The 23,975-nt window shown below is 62.3% G+C and carries 24 protein-coding genes; 14 read left to right on the top strand and 10 right to left on the bottom strand.

Annotated elements, in window-relative coordinates:
• Window positions 1-13: 13 nt before the first annotated feature.
• Together ACFOTD_RS05780 and ACFOTD_RS05775 are read right to left on the bottom strand one after the other, a co-directional pair.
• A complete protein-coding gene (locus ACFOTD_RS05780) occupies window positions 14-592 on the bottom strand; it encodes an Hcp family type VI secretion system effector (protein ID WP_378116634.1) in 579 nt (192 codons plus the stop codon).
• A gap of 115 nt (window positions 593-707) precedes the next feature.
• Window positions 708-1,532: a DUF6597 domain-containing transcriptional factor gene (locus tag ACFOTD_RS05775; RefSeq protein ID WP_378116632.1), complete on the bottom strand. Its 825-nt coding sequence runs from the start codon at window positions 1,530-1,532 to the stop codon at window positions 708-710.
• Between the two features lie 133 nt (window positions 1,533-1,665).
• On the opposite strand from ACFOTD_RS05775, the gene ACFOTD_RS05770 reads away from it, so the two are divergent.
• Window positions 1,666-2,118 (top strand): SRPBCC family protein, encoded by a 453-nt coding sequence (locus ACFOTD_RS05770; RefSeq protein WP_378117056.1) that lies wholly within the window; start codon window positions 1,666-1,668, stop codon window positions 2,116-2,118.
• 56 nt (window positions 2,119-2,174) lie between these two features.
• Here ACFOTD_RS05770 and ACFOTD_RS05765 read toward each other — a convergent pair whose 3' ends face one another.
• Complete coding sequence (locus tag ACFOTD_RS05765; RefSeq protein ID WP_378116630.1) at window positions 2,175-2,432, bottom strand: hypothetical protein; 258 nt, start codon at window positions 2,430-2,432, stop codon at window positions 2,175-2,177.
• Window positions 2,433-2,773: 341 nt separating this feature from the next.
• On the opposite strand from ACFOTD_RS05765, the gene ACFOTD_RS05760 reads away from it, so the two are divergent.
• A complete protein-coding gene (locus ACFOTD_RS05760; protein WP_378116628.1) occupies window positions 2,774-3,688 on the top strand; it encodes an AEC family transporter in 915 nt (304 codons plus the stop codon).
• Between the two features lie 66 nt (window positions 3,689-3,754).
• Here the strand turns inward: ACFOTD_RS05760 and ACFOTD_RS05755 are convergent, their stop codons facing one another.
• Complete coding sequence (locus ACFOTD_RS05755) at window positions 3,755-4,120, bottom strand: winged helix-turn-helix transcriptional regulator (protein ID WP_378116626.1); 366 nt, start codon at window positions 4,118-4,120, stop codon at window positions 3,755-3,757.
• 159 nt (window positions 4,121-4,279) lie between these two features.
• Here ACFOTD_RS05755 and ACFOTD_RS05750 point away from each other — a divergent pair, with 159 nt between their 5' ends.
• Window positions 4,280-5,491 (top strand): MFS transporter, encoded by a 1,212-nt coding sequence (locus ACFOTD_RS05750; RefSeq protein WP_378116624.1) that lies wholly within the window; start codon window positions 4,280-4,282, stop codon window positions 5,489-5,491.
• A gap of 32 nt (window positions 5,492-5,523) precedes the next feature.
• Here ACFOTD_RS05750 and ACFOTD_RS05745 read toward each other — a convergent pair whose 3' ends face one another.
• From ACFOTD_RS05745 to ACFOTD_RS05735, 3 genes are all read right to left on the bottom strand, one after another.
• Window positions 5,524-6,081: an NADPH-dependent FMN reductase gene (locus ACFOTD_RS05745; RefSeq protein ID WP_378116622.1), complete on the bottom strand. Its 558-nt coding sequence runs from the start codon at window positions 6,079-6,081 to the stop codon at window positions 5,524-5,526.
• Between the two features lie 162 nt (window positions 6,082-6,243).
• Window positions 6,244-6,900 (bottom strand): SDR family NAD(P)-dependent oxidoreductase, encoded by a 657-nt coding sequence (locus ACFOTD_RS05740; protein WP_378116620.1) that lies wholly within the window; start codon window positions 6,898-6,900, stop codon window positions 6,244-6,246.
• 143 nt (window positions 6,901-7,043) lie between these two features.
• The gene (locus ACFOTD_RS05735; RefSeq protein WP_378116618.1) at window positions 7,044-7,856 is read right to left on the bottom strand and encodes a DUF6492 family protein; all 813 of its coding nucleotides are present in this window, start codon (window positions 7,854-7,856) and stop codon (window positions 7,044-7,046) included.
• A 168-nt stretch (window positions 7,857-8,024) separates the two neighbouring features.
• Here ACFOTD_RS05735 and ACFOTD_RS05730 point away from each other — a divergent pair, with 168 nt between their 5' ends.
• Both ACFOTD_RS05730 and ACFOTD_RS05725 read left to right on the top strand, forming a co-directional pair.
• Window positions 8,025-9,494: a carboxylesterase/lipase family protein gene (locus ACFOTD_RS05730; RefSeq protein WP_378116616.1), complete on the top strand. Its 1,470-nt coding sequence runs from the start codon at window positions 8,025-8,027 to the stop codon at window positions 9,492-9,494.
• A gap of 39 nt (window positions 9,495-9,533) precedes the next feature.
• Entirely contained in the window at window positions 9,534-10,436 is a 903-nt protein-coding gene (locus tag ACFOTD_RS05725; protein ID WP_378116614.1) for an aldo/keto reductase, read from the top strand.
• A 701-nt stretch (window positions 10,437-11,137) separates the two neighbouring features.
• Here ACFOTD_RS05725 and ACFOTD_RS05720 read toward each other — a convergent pair.
• Window positions 11,138-11,977 (bottom strand): helix-turn-helix transcriptional regulator, encoded by an 840-nt coding sequence (locus ACFOTD_RS05720; RefSeq protein WP_378116612.1) that lies wholly within the window; start codon window positions 11,975-11,977, stop codon window positions 11,138-11,140.
• 125 nt (window positions 11,978-12,102) lie between these two features.
• On the opposite strand from ACFOTD_RS05720, the gene ACFOTD_RS05715 reads away from it, so the two are divergent.
• From ACFOTD_RS05715 to ACFOTD_RS05695, 5 genes are all read left to right on the top strand, one after another.
• Entirely contained in the window at window positions 12,103-13,101 is a 999-nt protein-coding gene (locus tag ACFOTD_RS05715) for a Gfo/Idh/MocA family protein (RefSeq protein ID WP_378116610.1), read from the top strand.
• 18 nt (window positions 13,102-13,119) lie between these two features.
• Complete coding sequence (locus ACFOTD_RS05710) at window positions 13,120-14,058, top strand: aldo/keto reductase (RefSeq protein WP_378116608.1); 939 nt, start codon at window positions 13,120-13,122, stop codon at window positions 14,056-14,058.
• Window positions 14,059-14,420: 362 nt separating this feature from the next.
• Entirely contained in the window at window positions 14,421-15,470 is a 1,050-nt protein-coding gene (gene hflK, locus ACFOTD_RS05705) for an FtsH protease activity modulator HflK (RefSeq protein ID WP_378116606.1), read from the top strand.
• The gene (hflC, locus tag ACFOTD_RS05700; protein ID WP_378116604.1) at window positions 15,467-16,339 is read left to right on the top strand and encodes a protease modulator HflC; all 873 of its coding nucleotides are present in this window, start codon (window positions 15,467-15,469) and stop codon (window positions 16,337-16,339) included. The genes hflK and hflC overlap by 4 nt, the downstream gene beginning before the upstream one ends.
• A 67-nt stretch (window positions 16,340-16,406) precedes the next feature.
• Complete coding sequence (locus ACFOTD_RS05695) at window positions 16,407-17,357, top strand: stalk domain-containing protein (RefSeq protein WP_378116602.1); 951 nt, start codon at window positions 16,407-16,409, stop codon at window positions 17,355-17,357.
• 63 nt (window positions 17,358-17,420) lie between these two features.
• On the opposite strand, the gene ACFOTD_RS05690 is transcribed toward ACFOTD_RS05695, so the two are convergent.
• Window positions 17,421-17,831, bottom strand: coding sequence for a DUF4183 domain-containing protein (locus tag ACFOTD_RS05690; RefSeq protein ID WP_378116601.1), 411 nt, complete (start codon window positions 17,829-17,831; stop codon window positions 17,421-17,423).
• Between the two features lie 539 nt (window positions 17,832-18,370).
• Here ACFOTD_RS05690 and ACFOTD_RS05685 point away from each other — a divergent pair.
• The gene (locus tag ACFOTD_RS05685) at window positions 18,371-19,282 is read left to right on the top strand and encodes a DUF4183 domain-containing protein (protein WP_378116600.1); all 912 of its coding nucleotides are present in this window, start codon (window positions 18,371-18,373) and stop codon (window positions 19,280-19,282) included.
• Here ACFOTD_RS05685 and ACFOTD_RS05680 read toward each other — a convergent pair whose 3' ends face one another.
• Window positions 19,283-20,065: an exodeoxyribonuclease III gene (locus ACFOTD_RS05680; RefSeq protein ID WP_378116598.1), complete on the bottom strand. Its 783-nt coding sequence runs from the start codon at window positions 20,063-20,065 to the stop codon at window positions 19,283-19,285. It abuts the gene before it with no gap.
• Window positions 20,066-20,264: 199 nt separating this feature from the next.
• Here ACFOTD_RS05680 and ACFOTD_RS05675 point away from each other — a divergent pair, with 199 nt between their 5' ends.
• From ACFOTD_RS05675 to ACFOTD_RS05665, 3 genes are all read left to right on the top strand, one after another.
• Window positions 20,265-20,555: an STAS domain-containing protein gene (locus ACFOTD_RS05675; protein WP_378116596.1), complete on the top strand. Its 291-nt coding sequence runs from the start codon at window positions 20,265-20,267 to the stop codon at window positions 20,553-20,555.
• Between the two features lie 36 nt (window positions 20,556-20,591).
• Window positions 20,592-22,736, top strand: coding sequence for an EAL domain-containing protein (locus ACFOTD_RS05670; protein ID WP_378116594.1), 2,145 nt, complete (start codon window positions 20,592-20,594; stop codon window positions 22,734-22,736).
• A gap of 746 nt (window positions 22,737-23,482) precedes the next feature.
• Window positions 23,483-23,908, top strand: a complete 426-nt coding sequence (locus ACFOTD_RS05665; protein WP_378116592.1) for a DUF6157 family protein — start codon at window positions 23,483-23,485, stop codon at window positions 23,906-23,908.
• The last annotated feature ends 67 nt before the right edge of the window (window positions 23,909-23,975 follow it).

Raw genomic sequence — 23,975 nt, 5'->3', positions numbered from 1 at the left:
TCCTTCGTTCGGATTAGCTTACTTTGTTTTTAGCCAGATCGTATTCGAACGTTTGCGCCGGCAACGGCTCGCCCTTGGAGCCGATCGCCTGGTATGTAAACGTCAATTTTTTGGCCGCGAGCGTGAAGGACTCCGTTAATCGGGCGTTTCCTTCATTCGTGGCGTATGTATCGGACGTGACGAAGATATTTTCCAGCTTGATCGTCAGGTAGGGCTTTTTGCTTTCGGTGTTGGCGTTATAGAAGGAGATCGTGCCGCTTTTAATCGTTTTGCCGGAAGCCAGGATCGCCAGCAGCGACAGGGAGGCCGAATCCTGGAGCTTCGTAAACGAGAATTCCTGGAAGGCAGGCTTGCCGGACCCCGATCCGCTGCCGGCGGATGCGGATCCTGGATTGACGGCGCCAAACGTTATGCTGGTGATGTCTATGGCGCCTTTTCCGACTTCTAGCGTGCTCTCGCCTTTGATGCCGTCCAGCGTCAGCAGGATGTAGCTGCCGCCGGTAGCGGCCGAAGCGGATAAGGGGGCGAAAATAGCGAATATCAGACTGGCGATAAGCGGAATAGCGAATCTTGGCAACAGACGTGCGAACAAAAAAATCAGCTCCTCAGCTATGATACAATCTGTATCGATATTATCATAGAAAAGATACGCTGACTAGATGGCCCATAAAAATAGGCGCGCGGCGCCGTAGCGGCCGCCGCGCGTCTTAGCGTCCGGCTTCAGAAGCCCGGGCGTAGGCATCGGGCGTCTGCCCGACGACCGATTTGAAGTCCCGTATGAAGTGCGCCTGATCGTAGTAGCCCAGATCCGCCGCGAGCGCCGACCAGTCCGCGGCGCCGCCCTGCCTGATCCGCTCGGCCGCCTCCTGGAGACGGAAGCGCTGAAGGATCCACTTGGGCGATACGCCGATATAACGGTCGAGCAGCCGTTGGAGCGAACGTACGCTCAGTCCGTGGCGATCCGCCATATCCTCGACGTAAATCATGCCGCGATCGCCTGCCGCGGCCGCTACGATCTGCGCGGCCAGCTCGGCGGCTTCGTCCAGTTCCGGCCGGAGCTCGAGCAGGAAGCGCTCCATGATCCCGAGCCGATCCTCGGGCTCGCGCGCTGCGGGCAGCTGCCGCGCCAGCGCTTCGCCGGCCGCTCCGAACAGCTCGCCGACGCCGACGGTACGCCCGGTCAGGCGCGATGCGGGCTGTCGCCAGAAAGGGTAGAAGCCGCCCGGCTTGAACTTGACGCTGAAGCATTCGCCGCGGCCCGCCAGCGTGCGGGTGAAGGTGCTCCGCGGCACGCCGTATACGCCGGCGAACCAGGCGCCGTCCTCGCATTCCAGCGTCAGGTTAACGCTCGGATAAGAGAGGACGGTCTGGCTGAACGGCGCCTCTCCGGCAAGATCGTAAGAGAGCGTCCAGAACTTCTCGATCCACTGCGACAGCGTCGCCGAGGGCTCGTACTGCTTCAGATCGAATTTGCGCACGGCTTCTTGCGGCTTGAGTATCGCTTTGTCCAAGGGACGCTCGATCGGCTGCACGGCCTATGACCTCCTGGGGCTGTCGCGTTTGTCCAATACAAACGGCAGGCATTCTTTTACAATCGATACTAGCAGTCCGCGATAAACATCGCAATTCAACGCTACGACAATCCATAGAAGCGAGGGAACGATGATGGAAGACTTGAAGTATACGATCTATATTGGCGGCAAGCCGGAGCAGGTATGGGAGGCGCTTGTTTCGCCCGAAGGGACGCGCGCGATCTTTTTCGGCAGCGTGCTGCAGTCGACCTTCGAGATCGGCGCGCCCTACGCATATGTCGGACCGGGCAACGCCGGCGACGAGACCGTGCACGTGTACGGAACGGTGTTGGCGTACGAGCCGCACAGCCTCATGAGTTATACGGAGCATCCGGGGCCATCCTACCGGGACAATCATGCGGAGCTCGAGACCCGCGTTACCATGACGCTGGAGCCGGTCGGCGGCAGCACAAAAGTGACGCTCGTCAACGACCGCTGGCCCGAGGGGCATCCCTCCTACGAGAGCACGCAGCAGAGCTGGTCGATCGTCCTTAGCAACATCAAGTCTTATGTGGAGACGGGCAAGACGCTGGATCTGGGCTGGTAAAAGGAAAGGCGAGTCGGCGGGTGGCAGGTTGGAGAGCAGATTCTGAGACTGGTTGTTTAGGCGCAGCAAGCGCGCTTAAGGCCCGCCCAAGGTCCGTCCGTGGATTCTCGCGGCGGGCTTTTTATTTGGTTCGAATGGGAGCGCCCGCCCCAAGCGTCCCAAGCGCCCCAAGCGTCCCAAGCGCCCCAAGCGCCCCAAGCGCCCCAAGCGCCCCAAGCGCCCCAAGCGCCCCAAGCGCCCCAAGCGCCCCAAGCGCCCCAAGCGCCCCAAGCGCCCCAAGCGCCCCAAGCGCCCCAAGCGCCCCCGCGTCTCAAGCGCCCTTCGTCCCATTCGAACGGACCCCAGTGCCTCTATTTTCGAAAAAACGAGGTTTGTGAGCGTGTTGCGGACTATAGATCTCTTATTCTAGTCAAGAGTGGACGATTATTGCCGATCGGCGGGAGATAACGGATGCTGTGTCCGAAACATCGGCTGGATGAACAAAAAAGAGGAAATAGCGGAACGTGGGTCCGGATCCGGCACGAGCGCGCGCCCTTTATATAGTTAAAAACTATTAATTTTATTGCATACATATATTTAAACAATAATCGGATTGAGCTTATGATGAATGAACCAAATGAAACGCCTGGCCCGCCAGGTAAGGAGTCGAGACGCCATGCCTTACTTCCATACGTTCGCGAACGTTAGTATTCCGATTCTGCTGGCTTGCTGCCTGGGCTACTTGTACCAAAAGTATAAGGCCCCCGATTCGCGCCTGCTGGCCGATCTGAGCCTGTTCGTGCTCTCGCCTTGCCTCATCGTGTCGGCGCTCGCCGGCAGCGACCTGAACACGGGCACGCTCGGTACGGTAGCGATCTATACGCTCTTGCAGACGGCGCTCTGCTGGGCCGCGTCCGCCGCGGCGGGGAGGCTGCTGCGGATGAACGAGCCCTCGCGGCGCGCATTAGAGCTGACGACGATCTTTTCCAACTCCAACAACTACGGCCTGCCGCTGCTGCTGCTCGCCTTCGGCACGCAAGGCTTCGCAATCGGGGTGACCAACGTCGTGACGCATGTCATCCTGGTGAACACGCTGGGCTTCTATCTGGCGGCGCGCGCGTCCTTCAAGCCCAAGCAGGCGTTCCGCCAGATCGCGAAGACGCCGCTCGTCTACGCGGCCGCCGTCGGCATCGCGCTGTTCTTGTTCAAGGTGCGCCTGCCGGAGAGCCTCTCGTCGGGGCTCGAGCTGGTCGGCGGGGCATATCCGGCCGTCGTGTTGCTGCTCCTGGGCATGCAGCTTCGCAAGACGGATTGGCGCCGCAGCCTGCGCCGGGAGATCTGGATCTCGCTCGGCATGCGTATCGTCGTCGTGCCTCTGCTGTCGTATGCCGCGATCGCGATGCTTGGCCTGCACGGCTTGACTGCCGCCGTGCTGTTCGTTCAATCCTCCATGCCCGCGGCGATCAATTCGCTGGTGCTCATGGAGCGGTACGGCGGGGACAAGGAGCTCGTCGCAATGAACGTCGCCTTTTCGACCGCCGCGAGCTTCTTGTACTTGCCGCTGCTGGTTCACTTGGCCGCTTCTCTGTAGCGCCTGAGCGGCGGCCCTGACCTCCCTGGGAGCCGCGCGGCGTCCGAAGCGGACGTCTTCCGCCGTTCAGCCGGCGTCGGCGGCATTCGATGCCGGCGCCTCTTCGCCGCCTGATTTGCGCCAGCGCATCGCCCATTTCTCCATCTCGGCAAGCGTCGCCTGGAAGTCCATGCCCTTGTCCGTCAGGCTGTACTCGACCGTCACGGGCACCGTCGGATAGACCTCCCGTCGCACGATGCCCGCTTGCTCGAGGTGACGGAGCGTATCCGTGAGCGACTGCGTGCCGACGATAGCGACGTCTCGCTGCAGGCGATTGAATCGTTTGGGACCTTTGCAGAGCTCCGCGATGACCACAAAGGACCACTTGGCCCCCAGTACCTGCAGCGCCTCGCAGATCGGCTTATCCTGATCTTCCACGCGTTCGGACAACATGGTCGCCTCCGATCATACAATTTACTTTATTTTAGTTAGTAAGTCCGATTATTAGGATTATCCCCAAACGAATTGCGTTCTTACTTAAATATAGTACCTCGCTTATACTGTCGCTACAAGGACCGCGCGGCTCCGCGACAATATTAAGAGGTGGTTAAAATGAATCGCATGATTCTGTATATGCTTACGCTTGGCACTTTTTTGACGGGCTTCGCCGAATTGGCCGTCGTCGGTATCCTGCCGATCATCTCCAAGGATGCGGGGATTAGCATCTCGCAGGCGGGCCAGCTCGTCACCGCCTTCTCCCTGGGCTTTGCCGTCGGCACGCCGATCTTCGTCTCGCTGACGCAGCGAATATCGCGGCGACGGCTGCTGGCGGCCGCGCTGCTCGTATTCGCCGCAGGCAGCTTGCTCTCGTATTTCATCGCCGGATACCCGGCGATGCTCGCGCTGCGCGCCCTGATCGGCGCCAGTGCGGGCGTCTACTTGACGACGGCGCTCGGCGCGCTCCCCAAGCTCATGCCCGCCGCCGGCCTCGGCCGCGCCATGAGCACCGTCATGATGGCGTTCAGCGCCGCCTCCGTGCTCGGCGCTCCGCTCGGCATCGCGCTGGCGGACGGATGGTCCTGGCGGAGCATTTACCTGCTGCTCGGCGCAGGCGCGCTGCTCGTGATGCTGGGCGTCCTGCGCATCATGCCCGACGTGGAAGGCGACGTCCCGGCCGGATTAGGCCGACAGTTCGCGGTGCTGGGCCGGCCTGGGCTTGCGGCGGGGCTGCTCATGTCGCTCCTGTTCTCGTCGGGCATCGCCCTGCTGAACACGTACTTCGTCCCTTTTCTACAGGACATTCTTGGGTTAATGCCGTCGTATACGGGCTTGACGATGCTGCTGCTGGGCTTGGCCGGCACGCTTGCCACTCGCCTCGGCGGCGGTGCGGCCGACAGACGCGGCCCTCCTGCGGTCATCTTGCGGAGTCTCGCCGCGATGGCGCTGGCCTTGGCCTTAATGCCCTTCGCGACATTCGTCTTCCGCACCGTCGCAGGCGGCCTCGCTTCGGGCCTCGCAGTCTCTGCGGCCTGGCTGCTGGCCTACTCCGTGGCGATCCCGGCCATCCAGACCTACTTTGTCCGAATCGCGCCGGAATCGGCAAACATCGTGCTCGGCCTCAATACGTCTCTATTGCACCTAGGCGTCGCGATCGGATCCTTGACCGGCGGCCTGCTCGCCGACGCGACGTCCACGGTCCGCTATCATCCCTGGGCGGGACTCGCGTTCGCGCTGCTCTCGCTGTCTGCGGGATTGGCGTCCTTCGCCAAGGGGGGCGTTCGCGAGAACCGGCCGGCAAATGCCGAAAGGCCAGGCCGCGGTTAAATCGTCGCAGCCTGGCCTCTCTCTGTGCATTCTTACGACCGCAGCGTCTTGAGCGCGCCGCTCCATGCGACGACCTGGTTCAGCATGTTGTTCACGGAAGCCTCCTGCTTGGGGCCGGGCTTCAGAACGCTGAAGTTCTCGAAGTCATGGAAGAGCGACAGGGAGACCTGAGCCTGGACGTCCGCCATTCTCAGCTCGCCCGCGATCTGGCGGAGGTGCTCGACCGCCCGCGATCCTCCCGCGCTGCCGTAGCCGACGAAGCCTGCGGCTTTGTCGTTCCACTCGTGGTATAAATAATCGATTGCGTTCTTCAGCGCGCCCGAAGTCGAGTGATTGTATTCGGGCGTGACGAACACGAAGCCGTCGAAGCCTTTGATCCGCTCGGACCAGGCCAGCGTGTGCGCGTGCTTATAGTTGCCCATGACGGGAGGGATCGGCTCGTCGTAAAGGGGCAGGGCGTAGTCGGCGATGTCTACGAGCTCGAACGACGCGTCGTCCCGCTTCGCGGCGATCTCGTATACCCACTTGGCGACGTCCTCGGCTTTGCGCCCGGGGCGCGTGCTTCCGATGATGATGGCGATCTTGGTCATGTATGATTCCTCCAGCCGAGATATGTAGGAGCCGGCTTCCGCGTTCTGGGGTGCGTTGTTGGCGTTGGGATGCGGCGGACCGGACGTGCCTCGAATGTATCGTAGCTCAGAAGGAGCGTGCGGGCAAGCGTCCGGCGACGGCGGCCTACGGCATGGAGACGATCAATTTTCCGCGAAAACGATTTCGACTTGGTCGCGCTGCGCGTGCAGCTGCCAAAACGACTCGGCGATCAGGTCCGGATCGTAGAACGTACCCGGGGACACGTAGCCGCCGATGGTGACGGTGCCGACGTAAACGCCTTGCGGAGCCAGCTCTTCGGCCAGCGAGTAGACGAGGGAGCGGACGCCGGCCTTGCCGATGGACAGCGAGGCGTAGGCCGGGTTCGGGGAGAGCGCTAGACCTCCGCCCGTAACGAGGATCGTCCCCTGCTTGCGCTCGACGAACGACGGCACGACTTGTTTGACGCTCGTCAGCGCGCCGACGACGTTCACCTTGAAGTCGTCGATCAACTGTTGTTCGTCCAAGCTAGACGCCGCAGACCTTGTGATCGCGGCCGCGTTGTAAAGCAGCGCACTCGGCTCGCCGAAGCTCGCGCGTATCCGGGCGAACGCTTCCTCGACGGCAGCCGGGACGGTCGCATCCGCCTCGACGGCGAACGCTTCAATGCCTTGTCCTGTCAATTCCTCAGCCAGCACTGCGAGCGAGGCGGTTCGGCGCGCGATCAGCGCGATCTTGAAGCCCTCCGCTCCGAACTTCTTGGCGACTGAGGCGCTCACGCCCGCCCCCGCCCCGACGACGACCAACAACGGCTTGCTCATGCCATCCGCTCCTTCGTTTTATATATACACTATCATTCCGACTGGAATTATACAATATAAAAATGGAATTTAGTGTATGCTGGATGCGTGCCGTCTCGAGACAAAAAAGCCCGCGCTCGCGCGCCGGGCCATTGCCGAAACGGTTATATGCCGGGCCTCGAATAGATCTTCCTCTTATGAAACGAAATCGACCGGTATTTGCCTGCGAGCTTGCGCAGCCGCGCCGGAGACAACGAAGAAAACGAAGTATGCAGGCTTTTGTTCAGCGCGGACTTCATGACGATGCCGCGGGGATTGCGGCCGTGCAGGAAGTTGCCGTATGTCTCGAACTCGGAAAAACCGAATTGCCTGGTCTTGTCGATGCTGCCGATGATCGCCTTGTACCAGCGTTTGCCGTGGCGCTTCTCGATTTTCCCCTTGAGCTGCCGGACCTTCGCCTTATCGAACAGCATGTAGTGCGTGACGAAGGAGCGCGGGGCGGAAGCCTTGACGCCCAGCAGCTTGCGGTACGTGCGGAAGTAATCGCCTTGGCTCCAGCTCCGGCAGTAGAAGACCGGCCGGCCGCCGGTCACGAACCGGTGAGGCCGGATCAGCACCGTGTCCGCATCCGCCACGAGATAGTGGCCTGCGGCGCCGAGCTTGCTGCCCGCGAGTTTAAGCAGCTGCTGATAGAGCCAGCCCGCGCGGTTCCAGCGTTTCGTGCCGTAGCGGATATCCTTTTTGCCGATCGGCAGCACGGTCCGTTCGTCGACGAATTTGCAGCCTTTTCTCCGGCAGAGCGCCCGGATTCGCCGGCTGTCCGGCGAGACGATCATGAAGCTGGCGATCGGATGCTTGACCTGCTTGCGGATGCCGTCGATCACGTGGGGCAAGGTGCCCAGATCCTTTTCGATCGCGGGAATGAGCACGTCGATGCGGGGGCCCGTCTTGCCTGCGCCTGATTTGGCTGATGCCATGTCGCTTGCCACTCCTTTCCGCTCACGGAGGCCGTTTGCCGGCTATATTGGTCCATGTGGTACAGCGTATGAAGCTTATCGGCATCGGCTTGGGCCGGCGACTGGAAAATCAATTTGCCAGCGTTGATAATAAGATAAGGAAAGGTTGACAGGAAAGGGTGCGCGCCTGTGGACGACTTGCGGATCAAGACAAGCTCGGGATGGTTGGAAGGGCAGGCGGAGAACGGCGCGAGAACTTGGAAGGGGATTCCGTACGCGAGGCCGCCTGTCGGCGAGCGGCGATTCGCGCCGCCTGAACGAGCAGCGTCCTGGGAGGGCGTCAGGCCGGCTAAAACGTTCGGTCCGCCGTCCCTGCAGCCCGGCGAGCCCGCGGAAAAGTACGGTCTTCCAGCGAGTACGCCGCCGGCTAGCGAAGATTGTCTCTACTTAAATATATGGGCGCCGGCCAAACGAACTAAAAAGCCGCTGCCCGTCATGGTCTGGATCCACGGCGGGGCGTTCGTCACCGGCACCGGCGCGGACTCGGCTTGCGACGGCGCGGGATTTGCCCGCCAAGGCACGATCGTCGTCACGATCAATTACCGGCTCGGGCCGTTTGGATTTCTGCATCTCGCGCCGCTCGGAGAGGGCTTCGTCTCTAATGCCGGTCTGCTTGACCAGATCGCGGCGCTATCCTGGATCCGCTCGGAGATTGCCGCATTCGGCGGAGATCCGGCACAGGTAACGCTTTTCGGCGAGTCGGCCGGCGCAATGAGCATCGCCGCGATGCTTGCGATGCCTGACGCGAAGGGATTGTTCGCGCGTGCGAGCTTGCAGAGCGGCGCCGCGCAGACGCTGCCGTCGGAGCAAGCCGAGCAGGTCACGGCGGGCATCCTGCTGCTGCTCGGCATCGACAGGTCCGAGGCGCAACTGCTGAAGACGCTTCCCGCGCCTGCCATCATGCAGGCGGCCGAAGAGATGGTCCGGATGCTGGGAGGCGGGCCGGCCATGCTCTTTCAGCCGGTCGTCGACGCGTCGACGCTGCCGGTCGAACCGCTCGAAGCGGTACGGTCGGGCACGGCGGGCGGCGTGGAGCTGATCGTCGGCACGAACAGGGATGAAGGCGAATACTTCATCCGTCCAGGCTCTGCGCCTATGCCCATGGAGGGCGCGATTCTCGGCGTCGAGCTCATGACGGACATCGAGGACGCCGCGTCGCTCGTGCGATCTTATCCGCATACTGCCCAGGGGCAGGCGGATATCATGACGGATTTGTTTTTCTGGCGCGCCGCGGTGCGGCTCGCCCGTGCGCAGGCCTGTCATGCGCCGGTCTGGATGTACAGGTTCGATTGGACCTCGGCTGTGCACCCGGCGCTGGCGCGGGCGGTGCACACGCGGGAGATCGTTTTTGTCTTTGGCAATTTGCAGGTGCTGGAGCGGCAGCTTGGCGTGACGCTGGGCCCGGAGGCGCGCCGGCTTGCCGGGGCGATGCGGGCCGCATGGCTTGCATTCGCGAAGGCGGGATCGCCGGGCACGGCGAAGCTGGCGTGGCCGTCTTACGGGGAGCCGGAACGGATGACGATGATTTTCGGGGCGGCCGATGTGCCGGAGGCCGTATCGGATCCGGCAGCGGGCAAGCGTGCGCGGCTAGGCTTGTAGGCTGGGGTTACACTTGAATGAAGAGAGGAGATCGGGCGTATGAAGGAAAATCGGTTAGGCGAATCCGGGCTCTATGTGAGCGAGATCGGACTGGGCTGCATGTCGCTCGGCACGGAAGAGACGAAGGCGGCGGCCTTGCTCGGAGAGGCGCTCGATCGCGGCGTCACGCTGCTCGATACGGCGGATCTCTACGACGGCGGACGCAACGAAGAGTTGGTGGGCAAGGCGATCCGGGGCCGGCGCGAGAAGGTCGTGCTGGCCACCAAGGTCGGCAACCGGCGCATTCCCGGACAGGATGGCTGGACGTGGGACGCCTCCAAGGCATACATCCTGTCGGCTGTCCGGGACAGCCTGAAACGGCTCGGCACCGATTATATCGATCTGTATCAGCTGCACGGAGGCACGTTGGACGACCCCATCGACGACACGATCGAGGCGTTCGAGCAGCTGAAGCGCGAGGGGGTCATCCGCGCGTACGGCATCTCCTCGATCCGGCCCAACGTCATCCGCGAGTACGTCGCGCGCTCGGGAATCGCGAGCGTCATGAACCAGTACAGCATCGTCGACCGCAGGGCCGAGGAGACGGTGCTGCCGCTTTTGGCGGAAAAGGGAATCAGCGTCATCGCGCGGGGGCCCGTAGCGAGCGGAGCGCTGGCGGACGGCCGCGAGCCGTCGAAGGGCGTGCTCGACTACGAGCTGGACGAGCTGGTCGCGCTGCGCGGCGAGCTTGGGCGGCTGACCTCGCCGGCGCGCAGCCTCTCGCAGCTCGCGATTCGCTACTCGCTCGGGCAACCGGCGGTCGCCGCTGCGATCCCGGGAGCCAGCAGCCGCGAGCAGCTGCTGCAGAATCTCGCGGCCGCCAAGGTGCCGCCGCTCTCGGACGCGGAGCTCGAGGCGATCCGCGGCGCGAGCAAGGCCAATCGCTACGCGCTGCATCGCTGACGGGACGGGCTTGCCACGGCTGCAAGGCCCATATCACGCCTAGCCGGGAGCGGCGGGACAAGCCGTGCCCTGCCGTGCTTAGTCGTGCCCTGCCGCGCTTAGTCGTGTCCAGCCGTGCCCAGCCGTGCCCAGTCGGGTCCTGCCGCGCCTAGTCGTGTCCAGTTGTACCCAGTGGTGTCCAGTCGTGCCCGCTTGAGCCGCGGATTGAGCGCTATTACGCTTCGTTCGCCGTTTTCGCGGACTCAGGATCTCTTATTTTCGCCTATTCAGCCTTATGTGCGCTTTTGCGGACAGAGAGGACGCTATTTGTCTCATACGGTGCCTTCAAGCCCTGTTTATGCGGCGATAACGGAACCGTGGTCCGTTTACTTACAGAATCGGCCGGAATCGGGCGAAATAGCGGCCGCTCAGTCCGCCGAGTACGCTGCCTAACCCACGGCGCGTACGGATCGGCGGACGGTTACGGTCGCCGATTGCCATCCAATCGCTAGCCTGAGCCTTGTCTCAAGCTGGCTTTTTTTTAAGTCGCACACCAACTGGTCTTCGACTCCCTCGCGCTACAACGCATGACCGCACGGCGCCAAGTCTATCTCGTTCTCAGCTGCCGTGCCTCGTCCTGCATCCACCGCATTTGAGCCGCCATCCCGCTCCGCCATCCCGCTCCGCCATCCCGCTCCGCCATCCCGCTCCGCCATCCCGCATTACGCCTTCCCGAACAGCCTTCGGTACTCCGTCGGCGTAACCCCCTCATGCTCGCTGAAACGCTTGTTAAAGTAACTCGCGCTCGGATACCCCGCATCCTCCGCGATGCGCCCGACGGGCAGCGCCGGATGCTCGAGCAGCCACTGCTTGGCCGCCTGGAGCCGGCAGCGCGTGACGAAGTCCATGGGCGAGAAGCCCATCGCCTGCCGGAACAGCTTGCAAAAATAATGACGGCTCACGCCCGCGCGCGCCGCCCAATCCTCGAGAATGAAGGGCGCGCAGGCTTCGCGCTGCATGTCGGACAGCAGATCCAGAATGCGACGGTCGGTTCCGGCCGGCTTGATGTCGGACACGGGGACCGCCTGCTGCACGAACTCCGAGAAGAGAGCGTAGGTCAGCATGGACAGCCGGACGGGATGCAGCAGCTGATTCGTCTCCGCCTCCGCCAACAGCTCCAGATGCGCGGCTTCCCAGGCTTCCCGCTGCCGGAGGGACCATACCGCGGACTGGTGAAAGCCGAGACGCACCAGATAATCGCGCAGCTCTTCTCCGTAAAAATGAATCCACCGCACGTCCCAAGGCTCGTCCTCGCTGCTATAGTAGCGCTGACGCTGCATCGGAAAATACAGGACGGCATCGCCGGCCCGCAGCTCGTGCACGCCCGTCTCGGTTTCCGCGTAGCCTTTGCCGGCCGCGACATAATGGATATTGAAATTATTGAGCATCCCGGCTTCCCGCAGGACCGAATGGTCGGGGAGGTCGCTGTAGACGCCCACCGACTCGGGCATGACGAGATAGGGGCTGCCGGATAGCGTCAGCAGATGCGCTTGCCTTTTCACAGTCCGCCTCCAATTAACAATATTGTTCTAATGTTGATCAATAAGCTGTCATTTTCATTTTGATTAGTTGTTATTATACTGACAATATCTTATCAATCAAGCATGAGCAAGGAGGCTGCGGTCAAATGGAGCGCAAGTTGAGATGGGGCATTCTCGGGTGTGCGGGCATCGCGGTCCGCGCGGTTATTCCCGGTCTGCAGCAGTCGGAGCGGAACGTCGTCGCGGCCATCGCAAGCCGGGATGCGGACAAGGCGAAGGAGACGGCGGAGCGGCTTGGCATCGAGCGCGCTTACGGCAGCTACGAGGCGATCCTCGCGGATGACACGATCGACGCGGTCTACGTGCCGCTGCCGAATCATCTGCATCTGCCTTGGACGATTCGGGCGGCGGAGGCGGGCAAGCATATATTGTGCGAAAAGCCGATCGCGCTTAATGCAGCGGAGGCGACGCGCATGGTCGAGGTTTGCCGGGACAAAGGCGTGCATCTGGCGGAGGCGTTCATGTACCGCCATCATCCGCGCTACCGGCTGATCCGGCAAATGGTCGAATCCGGCGAGATCGGCGAGGTGCGGGGAATCCACGGCACATTTACGTTTAACAACGCGGCGAATCATGCCAACATCCGTTACCGGCGCGACTGGGGCGGCGGCTCGGTGTACGACGTCGGCTGCTATCCGATTAGCGCGGCACGGCTCATTCTCGGGCAGGAGCCGGAGGCGGCGACGGCGCATGCGTTTTTCTCGCCCGAGCATGACGGCGTCGATATGATGGCATCCGGGCTGGTCGAGTTCGCGGGTGGCGTAGCGCTGACCTTCGACTGCGGCATGTGGGCGTCCTCGCGCAATACGCTCGAGGTGCTGGGCACGCAGGCAAGCATCGAAGTGCCGTCGGCATTCGTCTCGGGACCGGACGGCGGGTACAACTTCTTCGTCGTCTCCAAAGACGGCAGACGAGAGGTCGAGGTGCCGCGCGGCAACCAATATGCGCTCCAGGGCGACGAATTCGCGAGGACGGTACTCGACGGCGAGGCGCCGGCGTTCGGACCGGAGGACGCGGTATGCAACATGAAGGTCATCGACGCGGTGCTGCGCTCGGCATCCGAACGCGCGCGCATCGTCATTTAACCGAAGGAGGTTGCACGCATGGAATATATCGACATTCCGGGATCGCGCTTGCCCGTATCCCGCCTGATCAAAGGGACCGATTACTTTTACCACCATTCGTACGAGCTGGCGGCGACCAATATGGACGCCTATCTGGCGCTCGGCGGCAACGCCGTCGACAGCGCGCATATCTACTGCGGCGGACAGAGCGAAGAGGTGCTGGGCAAGTATATGGAGGAGCGCGGCAACCGCGATCGGATCGTGATCCTGACCAAGGGCGCGCACCATGACAAGGACGGCCCGCGCGTGAACAAGCAGGCGATCGCCGACGATCTGAGCGTGAGCCTCGAAAGGCTGCGGACGGATCACATCGAGCTGTATGCGCTCCATCGCGACGATCCCGACGTCCATGTCGGCACCATTGTCGAGGCTTTGAACGCGCATATCGAATCCGGCGCGATCGGCGCGATCGGCGGCTCCAACTGGACGTGGCAGCGGCTGCAGGAGGCCAACGAGTACGCCGCGGCGCACGGTCTCGTCGGCTTCACGTTCAGCAGTCCGAACCTGAGCCTCGCCAAGGCCAAGGAGCCGTATTGGAAGGACGCGGTCTCCGCTGATCAAGCGACCATCGATTGGCACGAGGAGCACCAGCTTCCGCTGCTCTCCTGGTCCTCGCAGGCGCGCGGCTTTTTCACCGGACGCTTCTCGCCGGAAAACCAGAGCGACGCCGACCTGGTTCGCGTATTCTACAACGACGATAACTGGGAGCGTCTTGCGCGCGCCGAGCGGCTTGCCGCGGACAAAGGCGTCACCGCGATTCAGATCGCGCTCGCTTACGTGCTGAACCAGCCGTACCCCGCCTGCGCGCTCATCGGCGCCCGCAACGCGGAAGAGCTCCGTTCCTGCGACGAAGCGATGCGGCTTGTGCTGACGAAGGCAGAGATGGACTGGCTCGATTTGAAGCGGGCGACGGTCTGACGGCTGACGAGCGTAAAGGTGTTGGAACCGAGCATTTGACCGAGCATCCGGGCGGATGCTCGGTTTTTTACGAGAACATAAGAATGCGCCACATCGTTATTCCGCCGCAAAGCCCCGCCACCAGCGAAATAAGAATGCGCCACATCGTTATTCCGCCGCAAAGCCCCGCCACCAGCCAAATAAGAATGTGCCACATCGTTATTCCGCCGAAAAGCCCCGTCCCCCGCCAAATAAGAATGTCCCACAGCGCTATTCCGCCGCGCCTCCTACTCCAACAACTTCAGCCGTTCGCGCAATCGGAAGCAACCGCTTACGCCCTTTCGCCGTATGTACTCCTACACACATATGGGAGGGGATTGCGCATGGAAGTCTATCAAGGCGGCAATACGCAGAAGGTGTACCAGATGCCGAAGCTGCCCAAGCGAACGTGGCGGCTCATCGTCCTCGGCATCGCAGCGGTCATTGTGGTCTGGGTCGGATCGACGACGTTTTACACGGTGCAGGAACAGGAGCAGGCGGCGATCCTGACGTTCGGCAAGTATACGGCGACGCAGGAGAAGTCGGGCCTGCACTTCAAGCTGCCGTCGCCGATCCAGCGGGTCGTGAAGGTGCCGGCCAACCTGACGCAGAAGCTGCACATCGGTTACCGCGAGGACAGCGGCGGGAAGGTATCGCCGGTCGAATCCGAGGCGCTCATGATCACGGGCGACGAGAACATCGTCTCCGCCGACGCGGTCATCGAGTGGAAGGTGGCCAACATCCGCGATTACTTGTACAACATCGACGATCCGGAGCAATTTTTGCGCAACTCCGCCAGCGCGGCGATCCGTTCGGTCATGGGCGCGACCAAGCTTGACTACGCGATCACGGAAGGCAAGACGGTCATCCAGACCGACGTCAAAAAGAAGCTGGAGGAGATTCAGGAGAAGTACGGCACGGGCATTCAGATCATCGACCTGAAGTTCCAGGACATCGAACCGCCCGAAGGCCAGGTGCAGACGGCATTCAAGGAAGTGACCAACGCGCGCGAGGAAAAGAACACCAAGATCAACCAGGCGCAGAAGTACGTGAACGACCGGCTGCCCAAAGCGCGGGGCGAGGCGCAGGCGCTCATCGAGCAGGCCGAGGCGCAGAAGAAGTCGCGGATTCTGAACGCGCAGGGCGACGTGGCGCAGTTCAATGCCGTTTACAACGAATATGCCAAAAATCCGGAAGTCACGGCCGACCGCCTCGTACTCGAGACGCTCGAGCAGATTCTGCCGAACGCCAAGGTCATCGTCACCGACGGCAGCGGAGACACGGTGAATTACCTGCCGCTCGACAGCTTCCTCAAGAACGGCGGCGCGAAGTCGACGACTTCGAGCGGTACGACGACGCAGCCTAACGCCGCCCAGGGAGGTGCCGGACAATGAACAACCGCAAATGGATCCTGACCGGCGTCGGCGCGCTGCTCCTCATCATACTCCTCTCCGGCTCCATGTTCGTCGTCGGCGAGGGACAGTACAAGGTCGTGCTCAAGTTCGGCGAGGCCACGCGCATCCACCAGTCTCCCGGCATTCATTTTAAAATTCCGTTCATCGAATCCGTGCGCACGCTCCCCAAGTACCAGCGCATCTACGACAGCCAGCCGACGACGATTCTGACCAAGGACAAGAAGCCGATCATCGTCGACAACTACTCCGTGTGGCGGATCAGCGATCCGCACCGCTTCCTGCGCTCGCTGCAGACCGTATCGGCTGCCGAGGGGCGCATCGGCGACGCCGTCTACAATGCGGTGCGGCGCAAGCTGTCCGAGATCGAATACGGCAGCATCATCAGCGAGACGACGGCGCGCGGCGACATTAACGACGAGATCACCCAGATCGTCCGGGACGTCGCGGAGAACCAGAGCTACGGCATCGAGATTATCGACGTGCGCATCAAGAAGACGGACCTGCCCGACGAGAACAAGCAGAGCGTGTACAACCGCATGATCTCGGATCGCCAATCGATCGCGGCAGGCTACTTGTCCGAGGGTGACGAGCAGTCGCGCAAGGTCACTTCCAACGCGGACCGTCAGGCGCAGGAGCTGATCGCGCAGGCCGAAGCCGACGCCAAGAAGATCGTGGCCGAAGGCGAGAAGGAAGCGGCGCGCATCTACAACGAGGCGTACGGCAAGGATCCGAAGTTTTACAAGCTGTACCGCACGCTGCAGAGCTACACGACGACGTTCAAGGGCGAGCCGGTCATCATGCTGCCTGCGGATTCGCCGTATACGCGAATTCTGCTGGGAGAGCGGTAGAAGCGAGACTCGAGGTAAGGCCTTCTAGCATCCGGGTAAAAAGACACCATAGAGGGAGGCGATGCCGTTGAGGCGATACGGTTGGTTGAGCAAGGCGGGGCTGGCGCTGCTGCTGGCGTTCGGGCTGGCGGTGCCGGCGCCCGGCGGCGAGGGTTCTGCATGGGCGGCGGGTGCCGCGAACGCGATCGTCGACGGCAAGCCCGTCGTCTTCGCGGAGGCGGCGCCGGTCATCAAGGAAGGGCGTATGCTCGTGCCCGCCCGCGCGCTGCTCGAAGCGATGGGCGCGCGCATGGCGTGGGATCCCGACGCGCGGATCGTGACGGCGACGATGCAGGCGGGGCAGGGTGCGACCGTGCTGAAGCTGAAGATCGGCTCGCCGTACGTGCAGCGGACGGTGACCGATCCGTCCAGCAAGGCCGCCGGCTACGTCGTAAAGCTGGACGTGGCCGCGCAGTTGCTGTCGGACAGCACGATGATCCCGCTGCGCGCGAGCGCGGAGCTGACGGGACACGCGCTGGAATGGCGGCAGTCGTCCAAGACCGCCGTCATCTCTCAGTCCGACGAGGCGGCGGGAACGCCGGAGATGACGTTTAAGCAGTACGCGCTGAACGGCGAACTGTTCAAGCTGTCGAACGAGGAGATCGAAGCGTTCTTCGCGACCAACGACCTGCGCGCGCGGCACGGCAAGACCAAACCGTTTGCGCTCAGCGTGCCGTTGTCCCTGGTCGCGCGCCTGAAGTCCGCCGATATGGGCGAACAGGGTTACTTTAGCCACGAGTCGCCGACCTACGGGGATCCGTTCGAGATGATGCGGGACCAGGGAATCAAGTTCCGGGCCGCGGCCGAGAACATCGCTGCAGGGCAAGAGACGCCCGCGTCGGTCGTGACGGCGTGGGAGAACAGTCAAGGCCACCTGAAGAACATGCTGGGCGACTATGAGCAGATGGGCGTTGGCTACGCTTATTACTCGAGTTCCGATTATCGCAGCTATTGGACGCAGCAATTTATCAGCGCATGACACCGCTATATGCGAAGAAGGCCGGGCCCAGAGGGCGCCGGCCTTCTTTGTCGTTCGCCAGGCTTAAGAGATGATCGTGATCGTCGGCGCCGAGATGGCCGGCGGCGTCGTCATCGTCGAGGCGCTGCCGAACGTGCTGACCTCGAGCAGGACCGGCGTGCCTTCGGCCAGATCGTCCGTGGCAAGCACCAGGCTGGCGGTAGTCAGCGTGGACAAGCCGCCTTGCTGCAGGATGCCGTTGACGTAGACGTTGTAATAACCGTCGGTCGGCGGATCGGGCAGCGCGGCGACGGGAGCGTCGGCGTCGTCGAGGAAGCTGGCTGCGGGAATCGTCGTCACGCCGCCTGCGATCATGCCGGCCGTGACCGCAGCATAGAAGCGGGCAACGGTCGGGGTGACGGTCGTCGTGATGACGCCTCCGGACGCCACGGGCGTGCTGGCTATGGCAATAATGACGGGTTTGATAACGGGCATCGCATTCACCTCCCCGGGCCGAGCGGACTGCCTTCGGGCCTCGGCTCTATCTATAGTACATGCCGTTGCGTACCGATCGGGTACGGCTGATCGACTGCGTCATCCGGCTCAACTTGACGCGGCAGCGACGCAAAGTCGTACGGACATTACGGCCAGCGGCCCAACGCGGATCGACCGAAACGGCATACTATAGGCATAACGGCAAGATGCGGCGAACATCAAGCGTAGCCGGAACGCGGTATAAGGCCGCAATCGGCAGGATTGGAGGGGCGGTGATGAAGTTGAGAGGCAGCCATTGCAAGCGGGTCGTTAAAACCGGCGGTTGCGCGCCCCGCAGAAGGCGTCGCCTTCGCTCCTGCGGCGTGAGCGGCGATAAGGCGGACAGGGCAAGACAGCCCCGCGGAAAGAAAGACGGGAATGGCGCGAAGTGCATGCAAGTCACGAATCCTGGAAAGCGAGCGTCGCGAACGTCGGGGAGAGGGAAATGTAGAGCGCCGCGGCGCGCAAGCGAAACGCATGGCATTCAAGGCATTCCGGGCGTGCGAGGAGAACCGGGGCAGCAGGGCGGTTACGGCCTGCAGGGAAATCAGGGGCCGCATGGCTTACAGGGCGTTCGGGGGGATGCGGGACCGCGCGGGGAGCAGGGAAACGCGGGCCCTGTAGGACCGGCGGGCCCTGTCGGTCCTACAGGAGAGAGCGGCCCAACCGGGGCCACCGGCGCGACGGGCACGGCAGGCCCGGCGGGAGCCACCGGCCCGGCCGGGGCCACCGGCGCGACGGGCACGGCAGGCCTGGCGGGAGCCACCGGCCCATCGGGGGCCCCCGGCGCGACTGGCACGGCAGGCCTGGCGGGAGCTACCGGCCCAACCGGGGCCCCCGGCGCGACGGGCACGGCAGGCCTGGCGGGAGCCACGGGCCCAACCGGGGCCGCCGGCGCGACGGGCACGGTAGGCCCGGCGGGAGCCACCGGCCCGGCCGGGGCCCCCGGCGCGACGGGCACGGCAGGCCTGGCGGGAGCCACCGGCCCAACCGGGGCCGCCGGCGCGACGGGCACGGCAGGCCTTGCGGGAGCCACGGGCCCAACCGGGGCCACCGGCGCGACGGGCACTGCCGGTCCCGCCGGTCCCACCGGTTCTACAGGGCCGCTGCCCGCCGGCATTGCCGTTCTCCCGAGCAACGTGCTGTATCTTTCTTTTCTCCAAGAAGATACGAGCAGCCCGATCACGATCGGTGCCGGCCAGTTCACTGTCGACGGCGTGCCCGCGGCGGCGTTCGGAGGACTTGGTCCGAGCGCCTACTCGATGCTGTATCTGAACGGCGTGCCGCAAGAGAAGGACCTTTACACGCTGATTCCCGCATCCGTGACGATCGATCCCGAGGGAGCGACGCTCTTTGCCGGCACGCCGATCATGGTACAGATCGTCAGCTTCTCCGTCGAAATTACGGCGTAGTCAGGCAGTCTCGACGCCGTCCCAGACTGAATCGTCCAGCTCCAGCAGGACGGGGCAGTGGTCGCTGCCGGTAATGTGGCAGTCAATCGAAGCCTCGCGCACGAATGGAGCGAGCCTCGAGGATACGAGGAAATAGTCGATGCGCCATCCGACATTGCGCGCCCGGACGCCGGGCATATAGGACCACCAAGAGTAAGTGTCGGTCCGGTCGGGGTACAGGTGGCGGAACGTATCGATAAATCCCGCGTCCAGCAGCTCGCTCATTTTCGCGCGTTCCTCGTCCGTGAAGCCCGCGTTGCCGCGGTTCGGCTTCGGATTTTTCAGATCGATCTCCTCGTGCGCGACGTTCAGGTCGCCGCAGACGACGACGGGCTTGACCGCGTCCAGCTCGGCCAGATAACGGCGGAACCGGTCCTCCCATGCCATACGCAGCTCGAGTCGCGATAGATCCCTGCGGGCGTTCGGCGTATACACGTTGACCAGGTAAAAGCCTTCGAATTCCAGCGTCAGGATCCGGCCTTCATCCTCGGCGTCCTCTTCGATTCCGTAGCGCACCGACAGCGGCTTGCGTTTCGTGAAGACGGCGGTTCCGGAGTAACCCTTCTGTTTCGCATAATTCCAATATTGCCCGTACCGCTCCCCGTGGTCCAGATTCAGCTGCCCCTCCTGAAGCTTGGTCTCCTGCACGCAGAACAGGTCCGCGTCCAGCGCGTCGAAGTATTCGCCGAACCCTTTGTTCACCGCGGCCCTCAGTCCGTTCACGTTCCATGACGCCAGTTTCATCGTTTTGTCTCCTTCGTCGATCATCCTCTTTCTACAATTCTACCTGCTGCCGCCGATCTGTGTCGAATGGAAGAATCATGAGTGTGAGATTTATCACATACAGGGTCTGTCGACTGGGTGTATATAAGTAAAAGTACCTAATTTTGCCGGTGTTTGTCGGTTCGGATCACACGGCTGTCGACGCCGCGGGAGGTTCGTCATGAAGTGCGATATCAGGCGAGACGGCGGTACGGTCGAGATCGTGCTGTCCGGCAGGATCGGCGTAGCCGAAGCGATAGAGCTCAGACACAGGCTATTTCCCGAATTAACGGCGGGAATCACGAGCGTTGTGCTGCGCATGGGCGAGGTCACAGACCTGGACAGCTCGGGGCTCGGCCTGCTGCTAGCCGTGAGGAATCTATCCGTGGATATCGGAGCGACGTTTGAGCTTAAAAACGCGGGCTCTTGGCTGGCGCCGAAGCTTGATGCAGTCGGGTTGGTTCCGCGTTAAACGACATTGGGACGGCGGCACCAGGGAGGCATTGACATGAGCGGATATTTGGCATCGGCGGGCGGCATGAAGCATGACGAGACCTTATGGCCCCTCTATGCCCGAATTTACCGCGATTCGCAGGAAGCGATCATGATCACGGACTGTCACGCCCGCATTATACAAGTGAATCCATCCTTCTCCAGAATTACGGGCTACGACGAGAGCGAGGTTGTCGGACTTACGCCGAGCTTGCTGAAATCCGACTGTCAGTCGCCCGACTTTTACGCGCGGATGTGGGCGGCGATTCATCTTGACGGCAAGTGGAAGGGCGAGATCTGGAACCGGCGCAAAAACGGCGAGGTCTACCCGCAATGGCTGTCGATCTCCGCGGTTAAGGACGAGGCGGGGCAGCTGCAAAATTATATGGCGATGTTTCTCGACCTGACCGAGTACAAAAGCGCGGCTTCCAAGCTCAGGCTCCATGCCCAAGTGTTCAGTCACGCGAGTGAAGGCATCATGATTACCGATACGAAGCTCCAGATTTTATCCGTCAATCAAGCTTTCACCGTGGTCACCGGCTATACGGAGGAGGAGGCTTGCGGACATACGCCGGCCTTGCTCCGGTCGGGAAGGCACGGACGCGACTTTTACGATCGCATGTGGGAAAATTTGCGCGCCACCGGCAGGTGGCAGGGCGAGATCTGGAACCGGCGGAAGAGCGGGGAGCTCTATCCCGAGTTCCTGACGATTACGACGCTGCGAGACGAGCAGGGCGAAGTCGCGAATTACATCGGCATGTTCAAGGACATCACCGAGCGCAAGCAGTCGGAAGACAGGCTGAAGTATCTGGCCCATTACGATATGCTGACGGGACTGCCCAACCGCACGCTGCTGCAGGACATGCTTCAGGACGTCATGGAAGGCTGCCGGAGAAAAGGCGAGCGGCTCGGCGTGCTGTTTATCGACCTGGACCGGTTCAAGTCGGTCAACGATTCGCTGGGGCATGACGCGGGAGACAAAGTGCTGCGGCAAATGGGCGAGCGTCTGAAACGGGCGGTCCGTGCGGAGGACGTCGTGTCGAGGCTGGGCGGCGACGAGTTTATCGTCGTGCTGCGGAGCTTGAAGAGCGCAGACGAAGCGTTGGAGACGGCGCATCGGGTGACGGAGCTCATGTCGCGTCCGTTCGACGGGGCGGACAACGAGATTTATATGAATGCCAGCATCGGCATCAGCATGTACCCGGATCACGGCAAGGATCTGGAGTCGCTGATGCAGCACGCCGACCTGGCGATGTACGAGGCCAAGTCGCAGGGCACCGGTCCGCAGCTGTTCAACGCGGGGATCGGAGGCGCCTTTTCGCGCAAGCTTCGGCTGGAGCGGGAGCTTCGCTTCGCGGCCGAACGCGGAGAGCTGCAGCTCGTCTACCAGCCGCAGGTCGGCGTGGAGAGCGGCAGGCTGGAGGGCCTGGAGTCGCTGCTCCGGTGGCGCCATCCCGAGCTGGGGGCGATCCCGCCGTCGGAGTTCATCCCGATCGCCGAGGAGACCGGCCTGATCCGCGAGATCGGCAGATGGGTGCTCGGCGAAGCCTGCAAGCAGCTGGGCGCATGGAGCCGAAGGTCGCGGACCGTCCCGGCGATTGCGGTAAACCTGTCCGGAAGGCAGTTCATGGCGCCAGACCTGGCGGAGACGGTCCGCGGCATCGTGCGGGACGCCGGCTGCGATCCGCGCCAGATCGTGCTCGAGATCACGGAGAGCTTCGGCATCGTCGACATGGAGTCGGTGATCGGCGTGCTGCGCGAGCTCAAGGCGATGGGCTTTCGCGTGGCGATCGACGACTTCGGCAAAGGCTACTCTGCGCTCGGTTATCTGAAGCAGCTGCCGATCGATATCCTGAAGATCGACAAGAGCTTCTTGAGCGAGCTGACGTCGGATCCGAAGAGCGATGCGCTCACGCGGGCGATCATCCAGATGGCGCAGGGGATGGAGCTCCGCGTCATCGCGGAGGGCGTCGAAAAGCAAACGCAAATGGCACGCCTGCGGGAGCTGGGATGCGATATCGCGCAGGGCTACTATATCGATCCGCCGATGCCGGCGGACGAGCTCGAAGCCTGTTACCTGGCGCAGGCGAGGGGAGCGGGCCGGCTGCAGGCTGACATTGTCCGGGAAAGCGCAGCTGCAGTCGCGGAGACTCAGCTGTAAGCGAGAAGCCGCGGTTGCAGGGGGGAAGTGCGCTAAAGTGGGGCCGTAAGCGCGTAAACCACCGCTGCAGCGCCGGGGCCCGGCGGTAAGCGAGAAAGCTGCGGTTACAGGAGAGAAGTGTGCGGAAGCCGCGGCCCTAAGCGCGTAAAGCGCCGCTGCAGCGCCGTGGCCCGACTGTAAGCGAGAAAGCCGCGGTTACGGAAGAGAAGTGTGCGGAAGTAGCGGCCGTAAGCGCGTAAAGCACCGCTGCAGCGCCGTGGCCCGACTGTAAGCGAGAAAGCTGTGGTTACGGAAGGAAAGATTGAGAATGTTGGATCTGTAACCGCAGTTTGTGCGGTTACAGGCCGCCATGTCGAACCGGACGAACCAGCAGCCGCAAAAACTGCGGCTACAACCCGATCCGGCAAGCGAAATAGATCTGCAGCCGCAAAAATTGCGGCTACAACTCGACCCGGCAAGCGAAATAGATCTGCAGCCGCAAAATTGCGGCTACAACCCGACCCGGCAAAAGAAATAGATCTGTAGCCGCAGAAACTGCGGCTAGATGTCGATGCACCCAGCAGGGGGCGGGCGAGGCCGCTATTTCAGATCATAATAAAGGAAAAGCGCCCGGCGGGGCGTTGTTTGCTTTAACCTTCGATGCTAGATTCAGAATTGTAAGCGGCGGCCAACTATGTTACTTTCATGCCAAGAGTAATATTTTTACCCCCGCGTCAATGAAGAACGATTAGCAGGAGGTTCCCGCCATGGAATGGAACTACTACAACACCTTTATCGCCGTATCGGACGATTGTCCCGTCGAATACGGGGCGGTGCCGCCGGACAAGGCCTCCGGCAAAACCAAGCCGGGCATCGAATACGACATGATCGCCGGCGAGCCGTACGCTTACACGCAGGAAGAAATTTTGTACGAGACTTACGTTCGCCACAAGCAGCTCTCGCCCGATGAGCGGGACGCGCGGGAGGCGGAGATGCGGGCTGAATTCTACGGCAAGCCCAAGGCTTGCATGCGGGCTTCCATGCTGCCGAAGAAGTACGGCTGGGGGCTGCACTTCAATGCCGAGGGAAAGGTCGCGCTCGTGCCCAAGGAATCGGAGGCATACGGTCGGTTCGTCGATGGGGAGATCGAGGACGTAAAGTTGCTCAAGGCCATGCGAAATAAGAAGGCCTGACGGTCCGCGGCGATCGGGTATCGGGCCGCAGCATTCGGGCTGCAGCGATTCGTGGACCAGCAAGCTT

It is taken from the genome of Cohnella sp. GCM10012308, from assembly GCF_042649185.1.
GTDB lineage: Bacteria > Bacillota > Bacilli > Paenibacillales > Paenibacillaceae > Cohnella.
Note: the sequence above shows the minus strand (reverse complement) of the source record. Positions and strands in the feature narration are given on the sequence as shown.

Excerpts from the sequence above, each read along its gene's own strand:
- ACFOTD_RS05770 (WP_378117056.1), top strand. The coding sequence starts at position 1,666 with ATGGAAGACTTGAAGTATACGATCTATATTGGCGGCAAGCCGGAGCAG.
- ACFOTD_RS05760 (WP_378116628.1), top strand. The coding sequence starts at position 2,774 with ATGCCTTACTTCCATACGTTCGCGAACGTTAGTATTCCGATTCTGCTG.
- ACFOTD_RS05755 (WP_378116626.1), bottom strand. The coding sequence starts at position 4,120 with ATGTTGTCCGAACGCGTGGAAGATCAGGATAAGCCGATCTGCGAGGCG.
- ACFOTD_RS05750 (WP_378116624.1), top strand. The coding sequence starts at position 4,280 with ATGAATCGCATGATTCTGTATATGCTTACGCTTGGCACTTTTTTGACG.
- ACFOTD_RS05745 (WP_378116622.1), bottom strand. The coding sequence starts at position 6,081 with ATGACCAAGATCGCCATCATCATCGGAAGCACGCGCCCCGGGCGCAAA.
- ACFOTD_RS05740 (WP_378116620.1), bottom strand. The coding sequence starts at position 6,900 with ATGAGCAAGCCGTTGTTGGTCGTCGTCGGGGCGGGGGCGGGCGTGAGC.
- ACFOTD_RS05735 (WP_378116618.1), bottom strand. The coding sequence starts at position 7,856 with ATGGCATCAGCCAAATCAGGCGCAGGCAAGACGGGCCCCCGCATCGAC.
- ACFOTD_RS05725 (WP_378116614.1), top strand. The coding sequence starts at position 9,534 with ATGAAGGAAAATCGGTTAGGCGAATCCGGGCTCTATGTGAGCGAGATC.
- ACFOTD_RS05715 (WP_378116610.1), top strand. The coding sequence starts at position 12,103 with ATGGAGCGCAAGTTGAGATGGGGCATTCTCGGGTGTGCGGGCATCGCG.
- ACFOTD_RS05710 (WP_378116608.1), top strand. The coding sequence starts at position 13,120 with ATGGAATATATCGACATTCCGGGATCGCGCTTGCCCGTATCCCGCCTG.
- hflK (WP_378116606.1), top strand. The coding sequence starts at position 14,421 with ATGGAAGTCTATCAAGGCGGCAATACGCAGAAGGTGTACCAGATGCCG.
- hflC (WP_378116604.1), top strand. The coding sequence starts at position 15,467 with ATGAACAACCGCAAATGGATCCTGACCGGCGTCGGCGCGCTGCTCCTC.
- ACFOTD_RS05690 (WP_378116601.1), bottom strand. The coding sequence starts at position 17,831 with ATGCCCGTTATCAAACCCGTCATTATTGCCATAGCCAGCACGCCCGTG.
- ACFOTD_RS05680 (WP_378116598.1), bottom strand. The coding sequence starts at position 20,065 with ATGAAACTGGCGTCATGGAACGTGAACGGACTGAGGGCCGCGGTGAAC.
- ACFOTD_RS05675 (WP_378116596.1), top strand. The coding sequence starts at position 20,265 with ATGAAGTGCGATATCAGGCGAGACGGCGGTACGGTCGAGATCGTGCTG.
- ACFOTD_RS05670 (WP_378116594.1), top strand. The coding sequence starts at position 20,592 with ATGAGCGGATATTTGGCATCGGCGGGCGGCATGAAGCATGACGAGACC.
- ACFOTD_RS05665 (WP_378116592.1), top strand. The coding sequence starts at position 23,483 with ATGGAATGGAACTACTACAACACCTTTATCGCCGTATCGGACGATTGT.